Origin of the sequence: Martelella endophytica (assembly GCF_000960975.1) — a bacterium.
Classification (GTDB): Bacteria; Pseudomonadota; Alphaproteobacteria; order Rhizobiales; family Rhizobiaceae; genus Martelella; species Martelella endophytica.
The window spans coordinates 657,501-672,624 of record NZ_CP010803.1 but is presented as its reverse complement, the minus strand read 5'-3'; the positions used below and the strand labels follow the sequence as shown (position 1 = coordinate 672,624).

Sequence of the window (15,124 nt, the reverse complement as noted above, 5' to 3'; positions counted from 1 at the left end):
CTGAACACATATAGGCAATACGTGCTGGTCATGCGTGTGGACCGGCGAAAGCCGTGAATGGAAAAGATTTAGGAGCCCCATCATGCGATTAAAAGCGTCATCACGAATAGTTTTTGCCGCACTCGCCCTTATTTCCGCTACCGGGCTCGCCCGCGCTGCCGAACCGGTGCAGCTCGTCGTTCTCGGCGACAGCCTGGTTGCTGGCTACGAGCTCGGCCCCGGAGAGGACTATCCGGCGAAGCTGGAGACGGCGCTGAAGGCGGCCGGTCATGACTTGACGATTGCCAATGCCGGTGTCTCCGGGGATACGACAAGCGGCGGGCTTTCGCGGGTTGACTGGTCGGTGCCCGACGGCACGGACGGCGTTATTCTCGAGCTCGGCGCCAATGACGCGTTGCGCGGTATCGTGCCGCAAAACACCGAAGACAATCTCACCGCCATCATCGAAAAGCTGAAGGCGCGCGATATTCCGGTGATGCTGATGGGGATGATGGCGCCGCCGAACATGGGCGCCGACTACGGCGAGAACTTTAACGCCATCTATGGCAAACTTGCCGAAAAATATGACGTTCCGCTCTACCCGTTCTTCCTCGACGGGGTCACGACGCACCCCGATCTGCAGCTTTCCGACGGCATGCATCCGAACGCTGAGGGTGTCGACGTGATGGTCGAAAACACACTGCCCGCGGTTGAGGGCTTCGTGGAAATGATCGGGGGATAGGAAAAATAGGCCTTGCGCCTAAGCGGGTTAAGTGATTCGCTGACAATTGTCAGTAGCAGATTCGGGGAGCTCGCCATGCCGAGAATTTTCACCGCCCTCGAAATCCCGCGCGAACAGGCGTTGAGTCTTTCGCTTCTGCGCGGCGGCCTGCCCGGGGCCCGCTGGATCGATGTGGAGAATTACCACATCACTCTGCGGTTCATCGGCGATGTCGACTTTCGCACCGCCGATGAAGTGGTCCACTGGCTCGACCGGATCGAGCGTCCCTCCTTCCAGCTCAACCTCACCGGAACCGGCGCCTTCGGCAGCAAGAAGCCGCATGCCATCTGGGCCGGTGTATCGCCGTCACCCGATCTTTTTGCGCTGCAGGGCGAAATCGACCGCATCTGCCAGCGGCTCGGGCTGAAGGCCGATCCTCGCAAGTTCTCGCCGCATGTGACGCTGGCGCGGCTGCGCGGTTCGCGGGTCCAGGATGTCGTCGAGTATCTTTCCGCCCGCGGCAATTTCCACACGCTGCCGTTCACCGCGGCCCGGTTCGTGCTGCTGTCGTCGCGTGATTCCGTCGGCGGCGGCCCCTACAAGGTCGAGGAGGCCTTTGAGCTCTACGATCCGATGGATGACGCCTGGAGCTTTGAAAGCAATGATTGGCAGCCCGTGAAGAGCATGTGGTAGACGTTGTCGAACCCGTCGGCCCCGCCGTAATAGGGGTCCGGGACATCCTTGCGGATCGATAGCGTGTAATCGGAAAAGAGTGCGACCGTGGCGGCGGCGTTGGTGCCCGCCATGCGTCTGAGTACGGCCATGTTGTCGCCGTCCATGCCGAGAACAAGGCCGAAGCGCTGAAAGTCGCTAGCCACGATCTTGCGCGCGCGCTGGGCCGAGATGTCGATGCCGTGTTTCGCCGCGATGGCGCGCGAGCGCGGATCCGGCGCCTCGCCTTCGTGCCAGCCGCCGGTGCCGGCGGAGGCTATGACGAAGTCATCGGCAACACCGGCCGTCTCGGCCAGGTGGCGGAAGATGCCCTCGGCAAGGGGTGAACGGCAGATATTGCCGGTGCAGACAAAAAGAACGGACGATTTTTCCGGGTGGGCCATGAGTTTTACGCATTTCCGGTCGAAACTGGGGTGGAGTGAAGGAGACAATGCCATGAATGATGCGCGTCTGGAACATGAAGCGCTCAATGAAGCGCTGCAAGCCGTCGAAAACTGGGTGGTGACGGAAGACGAAACCGCCATTGCCCGGGATTTCAAGTTCGCCGATTTCCGCGAGGCCTTCGCCTTCATGAGCGAATGCGCTCTGGCTGCGGAACGGCTCGATCATCATCCCGACTGGTCCAATTCCTACAATCGCGTCGGCGTTTCGCTGTCCACGCATGATGCCGGCGGCGTCAGCACCCGCGACATCGCGCTTGCCGGGATCATGGACGAAGCGGCTCGGCGGTTCGGTCTTTGATCGGCAGGTCCGCCGCCCTATATCAGGGCCATGATGCGTGTGAAGGAGCGTTTCATGACCGATGACATCAAGTATGGCGACATTCTCGAACCCGGCGATGAGGATATCCGCGCCGAAAACGAGAAGATCGTGCGCGACGGATTCTGGGCAAAACTGAAGCGGACGGCGAGCCATATCCCCTTCGCCCGTGACGCGGTCGCCGCCTATTACTGCGCCACCGACAGGGGTACGCCGCTCGGCGCAAGGGTGGTGCTCTATTCCGCGCTTGCCTATTTCGTGATGCCTGCCGATCTCATTCCGGATATCTTTGCCTTCGTCGGTTTCACCGACGATCTGGCGGTGCTGACGGCGGCAATGACCATGATCCGCCGCAACATCAGCGACGAGCATTATGATCGCGCTGACAGCGCGCTGACCGGTCTGGGCAAATTGTGATCGCCTTTCCTGCCGCGTCGGCGCCGGCTGCCGCATTCTCGCCGTGATTGAAGGCATTTTTGTGCGCAGAGTTTACCTCATGCGCATCAGGTCCTGATGGAGGTCGTCGAATTGGCGCTTCGTTGAGATTTTGGTAACCTAGAATGCGTATCAAAGACAAAATCGCATCGTAACGGACCGGCTGCCCGAGGCGGCGCCGGCCGGCGGCAAGCACAGAAAATCGGCAGGATCCATATGTTTGCAAAAAGAATCGTCCTCGTACTGGCACTTCTGTTCAGCGGCGCCTCGCTCGCTGCCGCGCAGACGCCGACCCCGATCCAGAAATTCGATGCGTGGGTCGCCTATTCCTATAATTCCGATTCCGGCAAGGTCTGCTATGTCCTCTCGGTTCCGGCCAAGAAGGACCCCGCCAATGTCGACCATGGCGACAACTTCTTCGTCGTGACGAAGTATCCGGGCCAGAACGTCTCGCTCGAACCGCAGGCGATGATGGGCTTCGACCTGAAGCCGGGTACGACGGTCGATGTCATCGTCGACGGCAAGAGCTTCCCGATGTATTTCAAGGGAAAGGGCGCCTGGCTCGAAAATGCCGCGCAGGAACCGACGCTGGTGAACGCGCTGAAGGCCGGCCGCTCGATGGAAGTGGACGCCACCTCCGCCCGCGGCACCCGCACCAAGCACACCTATTCGCTGATCGGCATCACGGCCGCGCTCAACAAGATCAGCTCCTGCAGCTGATCGATCGAGCTTCGTTTCGAAACCCGGCTCCGGCCGGGCTTTTTGCGTTATCGCGAAAGGGATGACGGCGGGCGATATCCGTGATATAGGCTCGCGCAATGAAGGATGCCTCGTCAGGAACGGGGCTGTCCGGCCACTCTTCCCACGTTGCGGATCTTTCGTTTCCCGGTGCTGCTGCCGGCGGCGGTCCGCAATCTGCGTTTTACGGAGATGACGATGTCCGTCGCCGAAATCGATATCGAAGCTCAGCGCGCCAAGCCTCGTCCGCAGACGGTGGCCGGCAAGCGCCCGCTGATCGGCCTTTCCAAGCCGGAAATGGCTGCGGCGCTCTCCGAAATCGGGATCGCCGACAAGCAGCTGCGCATGCGCGTCAACCAGATCTGGAACTGGCTCTATGTGCGCGGCGTCTCGGATTTTGCCGAGATGACCAATGTCGCCAAGGATCTGCGCCTGAAAATGGCCGAGGCCTTCGATATTGCCCGGCCCGAAATCGTCACCGAGCAGATTTCCTCGGACGGCACCCGCAAATGGCTGATCCGCTTCCCCGCCCATGGCGCCGGCAAGCCGGTCGAGATCGAGACCGTCTATATTCCGGAAGAAGACCGCGGCACGCTTTGCATCTCAAGCCAGGTCGGCTGCACGCTCACCTGTTCCTTCTGTCACACCGGCACGCAGCGTCTGGTGCGCAATTTGCGGCCTGAGGAAATTCTCGCCCAGTTGCTCGTCGCCCGCGACGCGCTTGGTGATTTCCCGAATCGCGATGCGCCGAACGGTGCCTTCATCCCGGAATCGGACCGCAAGGTCACCAATATCGTGATGATGGGCATGGGCGAGCCGCTCTACAATTTCGACGCCGTGAAGAAGGCGCTGCTGATTGCCTCGGCCGAGGATGGCCTGTCGCTGTCGAAGCGCCGGATCACGCTCTCGACCTCCGGCGTCGTGCCGGAAATCTATCGCACCGGCGATGAAATCGGCTGCATGCTGGCAATCTCGCTACATGCGGTGCGCGACGACCTGCGCGATCTCCTGGTGCCGATCAACAAGAAGTATCCGCTGGAAGAACTGATCAAGGCCTGTCGCGAATATCCGGGGCTTTCCAACGCACGCCGCATCACCTTCGAATATGTGATGCTGAAGGGCGTCAACGACAGCCTCGAGGATGCGCGCGATCTGGTGAAGCTCCTGAAGGGCGTACCGGCAAAGATCAACCTGATCCCGTTCAACCCGTGGCCGGGTTCGAACTACCAGTGTTCCGACTGGGAGACGATCGAGCGCTTCGCCGACTTCATCAATCAGGCCGGCTATGCCTCGCCGATCCGCACGCCGCGCGGCCGCGACATCCTCGCCGCCTGCGGCCAGCTCAAGTCGGAATCGGAGCGCATGCGCAAGACCGAGCGCCTGGCCTATGAGGCGATGATGATCGCCAATCACGGGGATTGATGTTTCTCCGGCTGCGTTGGCATTCTTTCACTGGAGACGCTCGGCGATCCAGAGCTTGATGAGCGATTGCCGGGTTACCCCGAGATGCCGGGCCTCCCTGTCTAGCGCCTCGACGACCCAGGTGGGGAAGTCAACGTTTACGCGCTTGGGCTGGTCGTTGCGGCGGCGCGCCTGAGACCAGTCGATGGCGTCGCTTACGTCCTTGCCGGCGTCGAATGTCTTGTCGAACTCATTTGCCTTCATAGTAGCGGATCTCCTCTTTGCGGGCGCGGCGCACTGAAATCAGGCGCACGGCCTCGCCCCGTGGGTGTCCAGATGGCGGCCCAATGCTTGTCGCCGATCAAGCCCACGGAGAGAAACCGGGGCTCGTCTTCTGTTTTGGCCGGTGCTTCGATCATCCACGGATCATTCCAAAGAGCCTGGGCCTCCGCGAAGTCTATACCGTGTTTCGTGAGGTTCGCGGCGCTCTTGGCTGGGTCGTATTCAAACACCATACTTAAATATGGTATAATAACTATACCAATTCAACTAAGTGTGGGGCGTTTGTATTGTTCACCGCGCATGCGTGAGCAGGATCTTCACCGCAAACAGCGAAAACACGCCGGCGAACAGGTAGTCGATGCCGCGCAGCACCCGGCGGTGGGTCGCAAGCCAGCCGGAAAGCCGGTCGGCGGCAAGCACGATGGCGATGGTCGGCAGGATGGCGACGGCGATGAAGGTGAAGCCGAGGAACAGCAGCTTGCCGGTGACGTTCGGATCGCCGGGAGCAACGAACTGCGGCAGGAAGGTCATGAAGAAGATGATGACCTTGGGGTTCAGCAGATTGACCCAGAAGCCGTTCAGCATCGCTGCCTTCAGCGCGCCGCGCTGCCGCTCGGGTTTCGCTTCGGCCTCCAGCACGAAATTGCTGCCCTTGCGGATCGCCATCACCGCGATCCAGAGCAGGTAGGCCGCGCCGCCGCTTTTCAGCACGAAGAAGGCGGTGGGCGAGGCGATGATCAGGGCCGAAACGCCGAAGGCGACCAGCATGGTGTGCACGCAGATGCCGAGATTGGTGCCGGCCAGCACCATCAGTCCGGCGGCGCGACCTTCGCTGAGCGCCTTGTTGATCGACAGAGTCATGTCCGGTCCGGGGGTGAGCGCCAGAAGCAGCGTCGCGGCGGAAAAGGCCAGGAGCACGGGAAGGGACGGGATGAAAGTCATGGGCCACCTGCGCGAAGGCACGGCGGGCCTTCATTGTCATTGCCGTCGAGGTTAACAATCTGTAATGAGGGCGAAGCGGCTTTGCAATATATCGCAATAAACCGGGCAGGGCCGAAACAGAAAAGGGTTGTTTCTTGCGCGTTCTCGATGAAGCCTTTTTTCCTGAGCTGCCAAATTACTACCGTGGCAAGGTTCGGGAAAACTACGATCTGCCGGATGGCCGCAGGATCATCGTCACCACCGACCGGATCAGCGCCTTCGACCGGGTTCTGGCTTCGATCCCGAACAAGGGCGCGATCCTGACGCAGATCGCCCGCTTCTGGTTCGAGAACACGGCCGATATCGCCGCAAACCATGTCGTCGCCTATCCCGACCCGAATGTCGTCGTCGGCAAGCGGCTCGATATTCTGCCGGTCGAGGTCATCGTGCGCGGCTATCTCGCCGGCACAACCGACACCTCGATCCTGACCCGCTACAAGCGCGGCGAGCGCAAGATCTACGGCATCGATTTCGCCGACGGCATGCGTGACAATCAGGTGCTGCCGCAGGCAATCATCACCCCCACCAGCAAGGCCTTCGACGGTGGCCATGACGAGCCGCTGACGGCGGACGAGATCGTCGGCCGCGGGCTGTTGAGCGAAGCGCAGTGGACCGCGATCTCGGAGACGGCGCTGAAGCTTTTTGCGAGCGGGCAGGAGATTGCTGCCGGCCGGGGCCTGATCCTCGCCGATACCAAATATGAATTCGGGACCGATGCCGACGGCAATATCCTGCTTGCCGACGAAATCCACACGCCCGATTCGAGCCGCTACTGGATGGCGGAAAGCTATCCCACCCGTTTTGAAGCGGGCGAGCGACCGGAAAGCTTCGACAAGGATTTCATCCGCTCGTGGGTAGGGGCGCGCTGCGATCCCTACAAGGATCCGATCCCGGAGATTCCGGTCGATGTCATCATGGCAGCCTCCGGGGTTTACGCTCAGGCCTTCGAGATGATCACCGGCGAGGCATTCGTTGCCGATGACAGCGGCGAAAGCGTCAAGGCGCGGGTGAGGGGCAATCTCGCGCGCTACTATCCGGAGGCGTCTTGGGGGAAGGCATGATGCGCAGGCAGCGGCGATCGGCGGAGGAAACGCGCGAGGCCATCCTCGAGACGGCTGAGCGGCTGTTTCGCGCGCGCGGCTACTCTGCTGTGTCGATCGCCGATATCGCCGCCGAGCTCGACATGTCGCCTGCCAATGTCTTCAAGCATTTCAAGAGCAAGCTGACCCTCGGCCGGGCGACGGCCTATCGTCATGGTCGAAGGCTGGCGGAACGCTGCAGCATCGACGATTCGTCCGCGCCGCCGGACGAGAAGCTGATTCTGTTTCTCTCTCGGCTCGCCCGCGAGCACATGCGCGACAAGGCGGAGAACCAATACCTCTTCGAGATGATCCCTCTGGTGCTGGAAGATCCCGCCAAGGGTGGGCGAATCTATCGACGCCTCGTCGAGGAAACCCTGACAGGGCTGATCGCCGAGGGCATGGAAATGGGGATTTATCGGGCGGGCGATGCCGCGCTCGACGCAGCCTTGATCGTCGATATGATGGCGAGCGTGCTCCATCCGAAGATGATGGGTTGTGCCGATCCGGCAACACTTTCCGACAAAACTCAGCTGATCCTGGAACTGATTGACGGCGGGTTAAAATATCGCGTTGCAAAGTGACGGTTTCTCGGATACGTCACTGATTGGTTTTGTCCTGCGGTCGCTTCGCGTGCCGTTTTTCTGGACGGCCACATACTCGGTTCCTGAGGTCGCGGGACTGTGTTAAGAAAGTGGCCGAGTTCGACTTTATTCTTTTCTGGATAGGTGCCCATGCTTTCGCGCAAGCTTTCGATCGCCGCTCTTTCAGCCCTCGCTATTGCGCTTGCCGCTTGCAGCAAGGAGGGCGACAAACAACAGGCTGGCGGTCAGGCTCCGCCGCCGCCGCAGGTCGGCGTCATCACCATGACGAAGCAGTCCGTGCCGATCACGACCACGCTGCCGGCGCGGGCCGTTGCCTATCGTTCCGCCGAGATCCGCCCGCAGGTCACCGGCATCATCACCAAGAAGGCGTTCAAGGACGGCCAGTTGGTGAAGGAAGGCGATCTTCTCTACCAGATCGAGCCGGACACCTATGAAGCCGCGCTGGCGCAGGCTCAGGCCACCCTCGACAAGGCCAATGCCACGGTGCCGGGCGTGCAGGCGAACTACGAGCGCTACAAGCGGATCGTCAATCAGGGCGCCACGGAAATCCAGCTGACCGACGCCCAGACACAGTACGAACAGGCTCTGGCGGACGTGAAGTCCGGCGAGGCTGCGGTGAAGTCTGCGCAGATCAATCTGGACCACACCGAAGTGGTGGCGCCGTTCGATGGCGTTCTGGGTGTGTCGAACATTTCGATCGGTAACCTCGCGTCGCCGTCCTCGACCGACCCTCTCGTCAGCCTCAACCAGCTCGATCCGATCTACGTCGACATGTACGAATCAGCGGCCCAGGTGCTGGCCGGCTCCGGCAAATATGCCAACCTCAATACCGAAGAAGCCCTTCAGAACGTCAAGGTCAATGTGATGCTCGACGACGGCTCGACCTACGACGTGACCGGCAATCTCGATGTGTCCTCACGCACGGTCGATCAGTCGACCGGCTCGGTCAATCTTCGCGCCGTGTTCGAGAACCCGGACAACACGCTGCTTCCGGGCATGTTCGTTCGCGCAACGCTGACACTTGCCAACGAGGACGCTTACCTCATTCCGCAGCTGGCAGCCGAGATCGAAGCCGGCGGCAAGGTTTCGGCCAAGTTCGTGACCTCGGACAACAAGGTCGAGACGCGCGTGTTCAATAATGCGCTGGTATCCAACAATTCCTGGCTGGTGACCGATCAGATTTCGGATGGCGACAAGCTGATCGTGGATGGCTTCCAGCGGCTGATCGGCGGCGTGACAACCGTCACCCCCGTTCCTGCATCCATCAACGAAGATGGTGTTGTTGTCGATGATCCGCAGTCTTCCGGCGGCGCGTCTGGTGGTTCCTCCGGTGGTGCGTCTGCAGCGCCGGCTGCAGGTGGAAATGGCTGAGCGTAAAGGTGTTCAGGCTCTAGACCCAAGCGCTCGAGGAAAATTTTATGGCTAATTTCTTCATCAACCGACCGATCTTCGCCTGGGTGATTGCCATCGTGATCATGCTGATCGGCGGTCTTGGCATTACGCAGCTTCCGATCTCGCAGTATCCGCAGATCGCTCCGACGACGATCTCGCTGCAGGCGAGCTTCCCGGGCGCGAGTGCCAGAACGGTTGAAACGACGGTGACAAACGTGATCGAGGACGGTCTTTCCGGCTTCGATGACATGCTCTACATCACCTCGACATCAAGTCCCGGTCTGTCGCAGATCTCGGTCATCTTCGGCCCCAGCATCGATCCCGAAATCGCGCAGGTCGAGGTGCAGAACAAGCTGCAGCTGGTTCAGCCTCAGCTTCCCGACATCGTCCGCAACCTCGGTATTACCGTCAACCGCTCCTCCTCGAGCTTCCTGATGGTCGTGGCGCTGACCGACAGCAGCGGTCAGTATTCGGCCGCCGATCTCGGCAACATCATCGACAGCTCGATCTCGGACAGCGTTTCGCGTCTGAATGGCGTGGGCAGCGTGCAGGGCTTCTATACGCCCTACGCCATGCGTATCTGGCTCGACCCATTCAAGCTCAACCAGTATAACCTTTCCGTCACTGACGTTTCGAACGCCATCCAGGCGCAGAACCAGCAGGTCGCGGTCGGTAATATCGGTGACGCGCCGGCGGTCAAGGGGCAGGAACTGGCGATCACCGCCGTTTCGGCGACCCAGCTTCAAAATGTCGACCAGTTCGAAAACATCATTCTGAAATCGACCGAAAACGGAGCAACGGTGACGTTGTCCGACGTCGGTCGAGTCGAACTCGGCCAGCGCTACTATCAGTTCTACACCTTTTACAACGACCTCCCGGCTGCGGGCTTCGCCGTCGAGCTTGCCAATGGCGCGAATGCGGTGGAGACCTCCGGTCTGGTCACCGACTTCATGAACTCGATCAAGCCGTCGCTGCCGCAGGGCGTCGATATCATCTACCCGTACGACACCACGCCATTCGTCGAGCTGTCGATCGAGCAGGTGGTGCATACGCTGGTTGAAGCCATCGTGCTCGTCTTCGTCGTTCTGCTGGTCTTCCTGCAGAACCTCCGGGCAACGCTGATCGCAACACTTGTTGTGCCTGTCGTCCTGCTCGGCGCGTTCGGTGTGCTCGCATTCGCCGGCTTCTCGATCAACACGCTGACGATGTTCGCGATGGTGCTGGCAATCGGCCTCCTTGTCGACGACGCGATCGTGGTGGTGGAAAACGTCGAGCGCATCATGCACGAGGAAGGTCTGCCGCCGAAGGAGGCGACGCAGAAGTCCATGGGCGAAATCCAGGGCGCTCTCGTCGGTATCGTCATGGTGCTGACGGCCGTGTTCATCCCGATGGCCTTCATCGGCGGTTCCACGGGCATCATCTACCGTCAGTTCTCGGTCTCCATCGTTGCGGCGATGGTGCTCTCCGTGCTGGTTGCGATGATCTTCACGCCGGCGCTTTGCGCCACGCTTTTGAAGCCGGTCGATCCGACGAAAAAGGATCGTGGTCTTTCGGGCATGTTCAACCGCGGCTTCGAAAAAGTCACCAACGGCTATTCGAATGCGGTGACCTTCCTCCTGAAGGTTCCGCTCATCGTCTTCGCGGTCTTCGCCGTGCTGCTGTTCGGCGTCTACCACTACTTCGTTCAGCTTCCAGAGTCGTTCCTGCCGGATGAAGACCAGGGCTCGCTGTTCACGATCATCACGCTTCCGAGCGGCGCGACACAGGCGCGTACCGATGCCGTGACGCGGCAGGTCTCCAGCTATTTCCGCACTCAGGAATCGGATGCGGTTGATTCGACCTTCTCGGTTCTGGGCTTCTCCTTTGCGGGGCAGGGCCAGAATTACGCGATGAGCTTCGTGCAGATGAAGCCGTTCGAGGATCGAACCACCAAGGCGCTCTCTGCCGCCGCCGTTGCCCAGCGCGCCAACCAGTACTTCTACATGAACATCCGCGACGCGCAGGTCTTCGTCGTCGAACCGCCGGCCATTCCGGGCCTGGGTACCTCGACGGGCTGGACAGGCTATGTCGTTGACAGTGGCGGCCAGGGCCAGGCGGCAACGCTCGCGACCACGCAGCGCATCATCCAGCAGATGAATGGCGGCGGGATTGCAGCGCAGGTTCGTACCGATACACTTCCGCCCGAAACCCAGCTTCGCATCAATATCGACGAGCAGAAGGCTGGCGCCTATGGCGTGAGCATCGCTGATGCGACGGGTATGCTGGCGACGATCTATGCGGGTTCGCAGATCAACAACTTCACCCTGAATGACAAGGTGAAGAAGGTCTACGTACAGGGCGATGCGCCGTACCGAATGCAGCCGCAGGACATCTACAGCTGGTATGCCCGCAACACCGCAGGTGACATGGTGCCGTTCTCGGCTTTCACGGACCTCGAGTGGACCACTGGTGCGCCGTCGCTTGCTCACTATAACGGCAACACCGCCGTCGATATCACCGGCGGCACGGCGCCTGGCTATTCCTCAGGCGAGGCCATGAACGAGCTGGTGAGCGAGGTCGAATCGACGCCGGGTGGCTTCACCGTCGCATGGACCGACATGTCGCTGCAGCAGGTCATTTCGGGTAACGAAGTCACCTACCTCTATGCGATCTCGATCATTTTCGTGTTCCTCTGCCTTGCCGCGCTCTACGAAAGCTGGAGCATTCCGTTCGCCGTGCTGCTTGCCGTTCCGGTCGGTATTCTCGGTGCGGTCGTGGCGGCGCACTTCGATGGTCAGGACAACGACATCTACTTCAAGGTGGGGCTGCTGACGACAATGGGCCTTGCAGCGAAGAACGCGATCCTGATCGTGGAATTCGCCCGCGAACAGGCTGAGAAGGGAGATGATCTCTTCGAAGCTGCCGTTCACGCCGCCCGCATGCGTCTGCGCCCGATCATCATGACGTCGCTCGCCTTCATTCTGGGCGTGACGCCACTGGTGCTTGCGACCGGTGCGGGTTCTGCTGCCCAGAATGCCATCGGTATCGCCGTCTTCGGCGGCATGCTGGCGGCGACCACGCTGGGCATCTTCTTCGTGCCGTCCTTCTTCGTCGCCGTATGCCGGCTGATGGGCATCGGCAAGAAGGAAGACAAAGCGGCAGATGAGCAACAGGTGGTTTAAAACCACGTTAACCATATTGCGCCGGGGTCGCCTCGGCGCTTAGATGAAGACAACACGGTCCGTAAAGCGGACACGCCGAGTTGACAGGATATTTCTCATGCTATTGCGCCGCGTTACACCCGTTCCCCTGCTGATGCTGCTCCTGTCCGGCTGCGTTGTCGGGCCCGATTATCAGGCGCCCGAAATGGCGCTTCCCGACAAATTCAGCGAGGGCGGTACCAAGAGCGTTGGTGACGTCACCGAGGTTTCGTGGTGGAAGAGCTTCAACGACAGCCAGTTGAACGGCTATGTCGACCAGGGTCTGGCGCAGAACCTGTCGGTGCTGCAGGCACTCGAGACGATCGCCCAGGCCGAGGCCAATGTCGTGACCTCGACGGCCGGCGCCTTTCCGCAGGTCGACCTCACGGGGTCGGATACCGGTGCTGGGGCGGGCGGCGACCGCTCGTCGGCGAACGCACGCAAGACGTCGAACACGGCTGCGGCCTCGATCCCGGTCTCCTGGTTCCTGGATCTCTTCGGCCTCTATCGCCGTTCCGGCGAAGCCGCCATGGCCCAGCTCGACGCCGCTTACGCTTCCGCCGATGTCGCAAGGCTGACGCTGATTTCCAGCCTGACCAACGCCTATATCCAGGCACGCCTCTATCAGGAAAGGCTGGCGATCGCGAAGTCCAACCTGCAGAGCCGCCGCGAGACGCTGCGCCTGACCCAGTTCCAGCTCGATGCGGGCGCTGCTTCAAGGCTCGATGTGGTCCAGTCCGAAGGCCTCGTCAACGCCCAGCTTTCCAGCATCCCGACGCTTGAAGCCTCGTATCGCCAGTCGGTCTACTCGCTGTCGACGCTGATGGGGCTGCCGGCCGCCACGCTGATCGACCAGATGAACAAGGTGAAGCCGATCCCGGTCTACCACGCGAGCCTTGCAAGCGGCATCCCGGCCGATCTGATCCGCAACCGCCCCGATATCCGCGAGGCCGAGCGTAATCTGGCGGCGGCAACCGCGGCGATCGGTGTCGCCGAGGCACAGCTCTATCCGTCGATCACGCTCTCCGGCACGCTGCGGGCCAGTGTCGCTTCGACCTCGTCGTCCAATGTGGGGACGACCTCCTGGTCGTTCGGCCCGGCGATCAACCTGCCGATCTTTGACGGCGGAGCGCTGCGGGCGAATGTCTCGTCGTCCGAATCGCAGGCCCGTCAGGCCTATCTCGTCTGGAAGCAGACGGTGCTGAATGCGGTTCAGGAAGTCGAGAATGCGCTCGCCGTTGCCACCCGCGACGGCCGCACGGTCGCCGCGCTGCGCGCCACCGTCAATTCCTACCGCGATGCGCTCGATCTTTCGACCTCGAGCTACAAGGATGGTGCCACCTCACTGCTCGACGTGCTCGATGCGCAGCGCGCAGTGTCTGACGCCGAGGCCCAGCTTGCCGACGCCCAGGCGCAGACCGCGAGCGATTTCGTGGCCCTCAATGTCGCCATTGGCGGCGGCTATTCGGCCCAGTAACGACCGTTCAGCCCTTTTCGAACCGGTCTTTCCAGCTTGGAAGCGCTCCCCTTTGCGGGAGCGCTTTCGCGTTATGGACACCGCGGGCAATGGCGCGCGCCGTGGTTGTCATCGCAAGCAGGCAGAGTTCGGCAAAGGCGAAATCGTCCGGCGCATCCTTCACGCCGGTTGCCGCCGAGAGCACGGTATCGCCGTCATAGGGCAGGTGCGCCGGATGGATGGCACGGGCAAAACCGTCATGGGCCATCACCGCCAGCCGGTAGGCCTGCTGCTTGGTGAGCCGCGCATCGGTGGCGACCACGGCAATCGTGGTCGCGGTCGTCGGCCCGCCCTTGATCCGGAGCCGGTCCCAATCCTCGGGTAGCGGAGATGGCATTCCGAGGCCGCCGAACTCGCCGTCGCGTTCGAGCGGCGCGGCCCAGAAATGCGGACCGTCGCCGATCGTCACGCTCCCCATCGCGTTGACGGCTGCGAGCGATCCGACGACATGGCCGGCAACGCTCGTCGCACTCGCCGAGCCGAGACCACCCTTGAGGTTGACGGTGGTGGCGCCGGTTCCGGCGCCGATGGTGCCGAGCGCAAACGGACCGGGTGCGGCGTTGCGGCAGGCGTCATAGCCAAGATCGCGGTAGGGGGCATGCAGGCCCCAGTCCTTGTCTCCGCCATTGAGCAGGTCCATCAGGATCGCGCCGGGGACGATCGGAATCAGCGCCGGGCCGATGGCGAGGCCGCGCCCGGCGGCTCTAAGCGCCGATTGTGCTCCCCCCGGCGCGTCGAGCCCGAAGGCCGATCCACCTGACAGAACGAAGGCGTCGACCGTCTCGACGGTGCGTGCCGGATCAAGGAGAAGCTGGTCCCGGCTTCCCGGTGCGCCGCCGAGCGACAGACCCGAAGCGGTCGCCGGACGATCGAAGACGATGGCGGTGACGCCCGATGCAAGGTCGAGGTCCTGAGCATGTCCGACGGCAAGGCCGGCGACGTCGGTGATGAGGTTCAGCATGGTCGTTCTCCTGACCGACGGAAACGGGGGGAGGGCGGTCGACGGGCAGGCCGCCCAGGCTTCAACCTTGATAGCAGCAAACGATCTGGGGAGCCGAATGAATGCGGTGCCCGATCGCTTTTTTACAGTTTTTTGAAAATAGCGTGTTGACTTTGCCGGGCGCTTCACCCTATATGCGCATCACCGACGGGGTCGACGGTCGTTCTCGCGACCAACAACGTTGACCTCACTTCCGCCGATTAGCTTTGCTGATTGACGTGTTTGAACTCAAAAGGTTTTGGCACGGGAAGCGCGTTTTTGACGATTGGTTCCAGTCGTCAGTTATTTGGACAATTGAATATTGAGGAAAGAGAAACGTGGCGAG

The 15,124-nt window shown here is 61.3% G+C and carries 16 protein-coding genes; 11 read left to right on the top strand and 5 right to left on the bottom strand.

Going from position 1 to position 15,124, the window contains the following annotated elements; all coding sequences use genetic code 11:
- Positions 1–82: 82 nt before the first annotated feature.
- Both TM49_RS03060 and thpR read left to right on the top strand, forming a co-directional pair.
- Positions 83–721 (top strand): arylesterase, encoded by a 639-nt coding sequence (locus tag TM49_RS03060; RefSeq protein WP_045679488.1) that lies wholly within the window; start codon positions 83–85, stop codon positions 719–721.
- Between the two features lie 75 nt (positions 722–796).
- Positions 797–1,393, top strand: coding sequence for an RNA 2',3'-cyclic phosphodiesterase (thpR, locus tag TM49_RS03055; RefSeq protein WP_045679487.1), 597 nt, complete (start codon positions 797–799; stop codon positions 1,391–1,393).
- On the opposite strand, the gene TM49_RS03050 is transcribed toward thpR, so the two are convergent.
- On the bottom strand, positions 1,324–1,815 hold the full coding sequence (locus tag TM49_RS03050) for a low molecular weight protein-tyrosine-phosphatase (protein WP_045679486.1): 492 nt from the start codon (positions 1,813–1,815) through the stop codon (positions 1,324–1,326). The genes thpR and TM49_RS03050 overlap by 70 nt on opposite strands.
- A 52-nt stretch (positions 1,816–1,867) precedes the next feature.
- Here TM49_RS03050 and TM49_RS03045 point away from each other — a divergent pair, with 52 nt between their 5' ends.
- The 4 genes from TM49_RS03045 to rlmN all read left to right on the top strand — a co-directional run bounded on the left by TM49_RS03045 (position 1,868) and on the right by rlmN (position 4,786).
- Entirely contained in the window at positions 1,868–2,173 is a 306-nt protein-coding gene (locus TM49_RS03045; RefSeq protein WP_045679485.1) for a 4a-hydroxytetrahydrobiopterin dehydratase, read from the top strand.
- Positions 2,174–2,227: 54 nt separating this feature from the next.
- Entirely contained in the window at positions 2,228–2,608 is a 381-nt protein-coding gene (locus tag TM49_RS03040) for a YkvA family protein (protein ID WP_045684666.1), read from the top strand.
- Positions 2,609–2,842: 234 nt separating this feature from the next.
- Positions 2,843–3,346: an invasion associated locus B family protein gene (locus TM49_RS03035; protein ID WP_045679484.1), complete on the top strand. Its 504-nt coding sequence runs from the start codon at positions 2,843–2,845 to the stop codon at positions 3,344–3,346.
- 216 nt (positions 3,347–3,562) lie between these two features.
- Positions 3,563–4,786, top strand: a complete 1,224-nt coding sequence (gene rlmN, locus TM49_RS03030) for a dual-specificity RNA methyltransferase RlmN (protein ID WP_045684664.1) — start codon at positions 3,563–3,565, stop codon at positions 4,784–4,786.
- A gap of 27 nt (positions 4,787–4,813) precedes the next feature.
- Here the strand turns inward: rlmN and brnA are convergent, their stop codons facing one another.
- The 3 genes from brnA to TM49_RS03015 are packed head-to-tail and all read right to left on the bottom strand — an operon-like array spanning position 4,814 to position 5,989.
- Positions 4,814–5,029, bottom strand: coding sequence for a type II toxin-antitoxin system BrnA family antitoxin (gene brnA, locus TM49_RS03025; RefSeq protein ID WP_045679483.1), 216 nt, complete (start codon positions 5,027–5,029; stop codon positions 4,814–4,816).
- Positions 5,026–5,280: a BrnT family toxin gene (locus tag TM49_RS03020; protein ID WP_244464782.1), complete on the bottom strand. Its 255-nt coding sequence runs from the start codon at positions 5,278–5,280 to the stop codon at positions 5,026–5,028. Before TM49_RS03020 ends, brnA begins: the two co-directional genes overlap by 4 nt.
- A 58-nt stretch (positions 5,281–5,338) precedes the next feature.
- The gene (locus TM49_RS03015; RefSeq protein WP_045679482.1) at positions 5,339–5,989 is read right to left on the bottom strand and encodes a LysE family translocator; all 651 of its coding nucleotides are present in this window, start codon (positions 5,987–5,989) and stop codon (positions 5,339–5,341) included.
- A gap of 134 nt (positions 5,990–6,123) precedes the next feature.
- Between TM49_RS03015 and TM49_RS03010 the strand changes: the two genes are divergently transcribed.
- The 5 genes from TM49_RS03010 to TM49_RS02990 all read left to right on the top strand — a co-directional run bounded on the left by TM49_RS03010 (position 6,124) and on the right by TM49_RS02990 (position 13,760).
- Positions 6,124–7,089, top strand: coding sequence for a phosphoribosylaminoimidazolesuccinocarboxamide synthase (locus TM49_RS03010; protein ID WP_045679481.1), 966 nt, complete (start codon positions 6,124–6,126; stop codon positions 7,087–7,089).
- On the top strand, positions 7,086–7,691 hold the full coding sequence (locus TM49_RS03005) for a TetR/AcrR family transcriptional regulator (protein ID WP_045679480.1): 606 nt from the start codon (positions 7,086–7,088) through the stop codon (positions 7,689–7,691). Before TM49_RS03010 ends, TM49_RS03005 begins: the two co-directional genes overlap by 4 nt.
- A gap of 150 nt (positions 7,692–7,841) precedes the next feature.
- Entirely contained in the window at positions 7,842–9,083 is a 1,242-nt protein-coding gene (locus TM49_RS03000; RefSeq protein WP_045679479.1) for an efflux RND transporter periplasmic adaptor subunit, read from the top strand.
- Positions 9,084–9,130: 47 nt separating this feature from the next.
- Positions 9,131–12,265, top strand: a complete 3,135-nt coding sequence (locus TM49_RS02995) for an efflux RND transporter permease subunit (RefSeq protein WP_045679478.1) — start codon at positions 9,131–9,133, stop codon at positions 12,263–12,265.
- Positions 12,266–12,362: 97 nt separating this feature from the next.
- Complete coding sequence (locus TM49_RS02990) at positions 12,363–13,760, top strand: efflux transporter outer membrane subunit (protein WP_045679477.1); 1,398 nt, start codon at positions 12,363–12,365, stop codon at positions 13,758–13,760.
- A 7-nt stretch (positions 13,761–13,767) separates the two neighbouring features.
- Here the strand turns inward: TM49_RS02990 and TM49_RS02985 are convergent, their stop codons facing one another.
- The gene (locus tag TM49_RS02985) at positions 13,768–14,760 is read right to left on the bottom strand and encodes a P1 family peptidase (RefSeq protein WP_045679476.1); all 993 of its coding nucleotides are present in this window, start codon (positions 14,758–14,760) and stop codon (positions 13,768–13,770) included.
- Between the last annotated feature and the right edge of the window lie 364 nt (positions 14,761–15,124).

Coding starts and splice junctions, on each gene's coding strand:
- TM49_RS03060 (WP_045679488.1), top strand. CDS start 83: ATGCGATTAAAAGCGTCATCACGAATAGTTTTTGCCGCACTCGCCCTT.
- thpR (WP_045679487.1), top strand. CDS start 797: ATGCCGAGAATTTTCACCGCCCTCGAAATCCCGCGCGAACAGGCGTTG.
- TM49_RS03050 (WP_045679486.1), bottom strand. CDS start 1,815: ATGGCCCACCCGGAAAAATCGTCCGTTCTTTTTGTCTGCACCGGCAAT.
- TM49_RS03045 (WP_045679485.1), top strand. CDS start 1,868: ATGAATGATGCGCGTCTGGAACATGAAGCGCTCAATGAAGCGCTGCAA.
- TM49_RS03040 (WP_045684666.1), top strand. CDS start 2,228: ATGACCGATGACATCAAGTATGGCGACATTCTCGAACCCGGCGATGAG.
- TM49_RS03035 (WP_045679484.1), top strand. CDS start 2,843: ATGTTTGCAAAAAGAATCGTCCTCGTACTGGCACTTCTGTTCAGCGGC.
- rlmN (WP_045684664.1), top strand. CDS start 3,563: ATGTCCGTCGCCGAAATCGATATCGAAGCTCAGCGCGCCAAGCCTCGT.
- brnA (WP_045679483.1), bottom strand. CDS start 5,029: ATGAAGGCAAATGAGTTCGACAAGACATTCGACGCCGGCAAGGACGTA.
- TM49_RS03020 (WP_244464782.1), bottom strand. CDS start 5,280: ATGGTGTTTGAATACGACCCAGCCAAGAGCGCCGCGAACCTCACGAAA.
- TM49_RS03015 (WP_045679482.1), bottom strand. CDS start 5,989: ATGACTTTCATCCCGTCCCTTCCCGTGCTCCTGGCCTTTTCCGCCGCG.
- TM49_RS03005 (WP_045679480.1), top strand. CDS start 7,086: ATGATGCGCAGGCAGCGGCGATCGGCGGAGGAAACGCGCGAGGCCATC.
- TM49_RS03000 (WP_045679479.1), top strand. CDS start 7,842: ATGCTTTCGCGCAAGCTTTCGATCGCCGCTCTTTCAGCCCTCGCTATT.
- TM49_RS02995 (WP_045679478.1), top strand. CDS start 9,131: ATGGCTAATTTCTTCATCAACCGACCGATCTTCGCCTGGGTGATTGCC.
- TM49_RS02990 (WP_045679477.1), top strand. CDS start 12,363: ATGCTATTGCGCCGCGTTACACCCGTTCCCCTGCTGATGCTGCTCCTG.
- TM49_RS02985 (WP_045679476.1), bottom strand. CDS start 14,760: ATGCTGAACCTCATCACCGACGTCGCCGGCCTTGCCGTCGGACATGCT.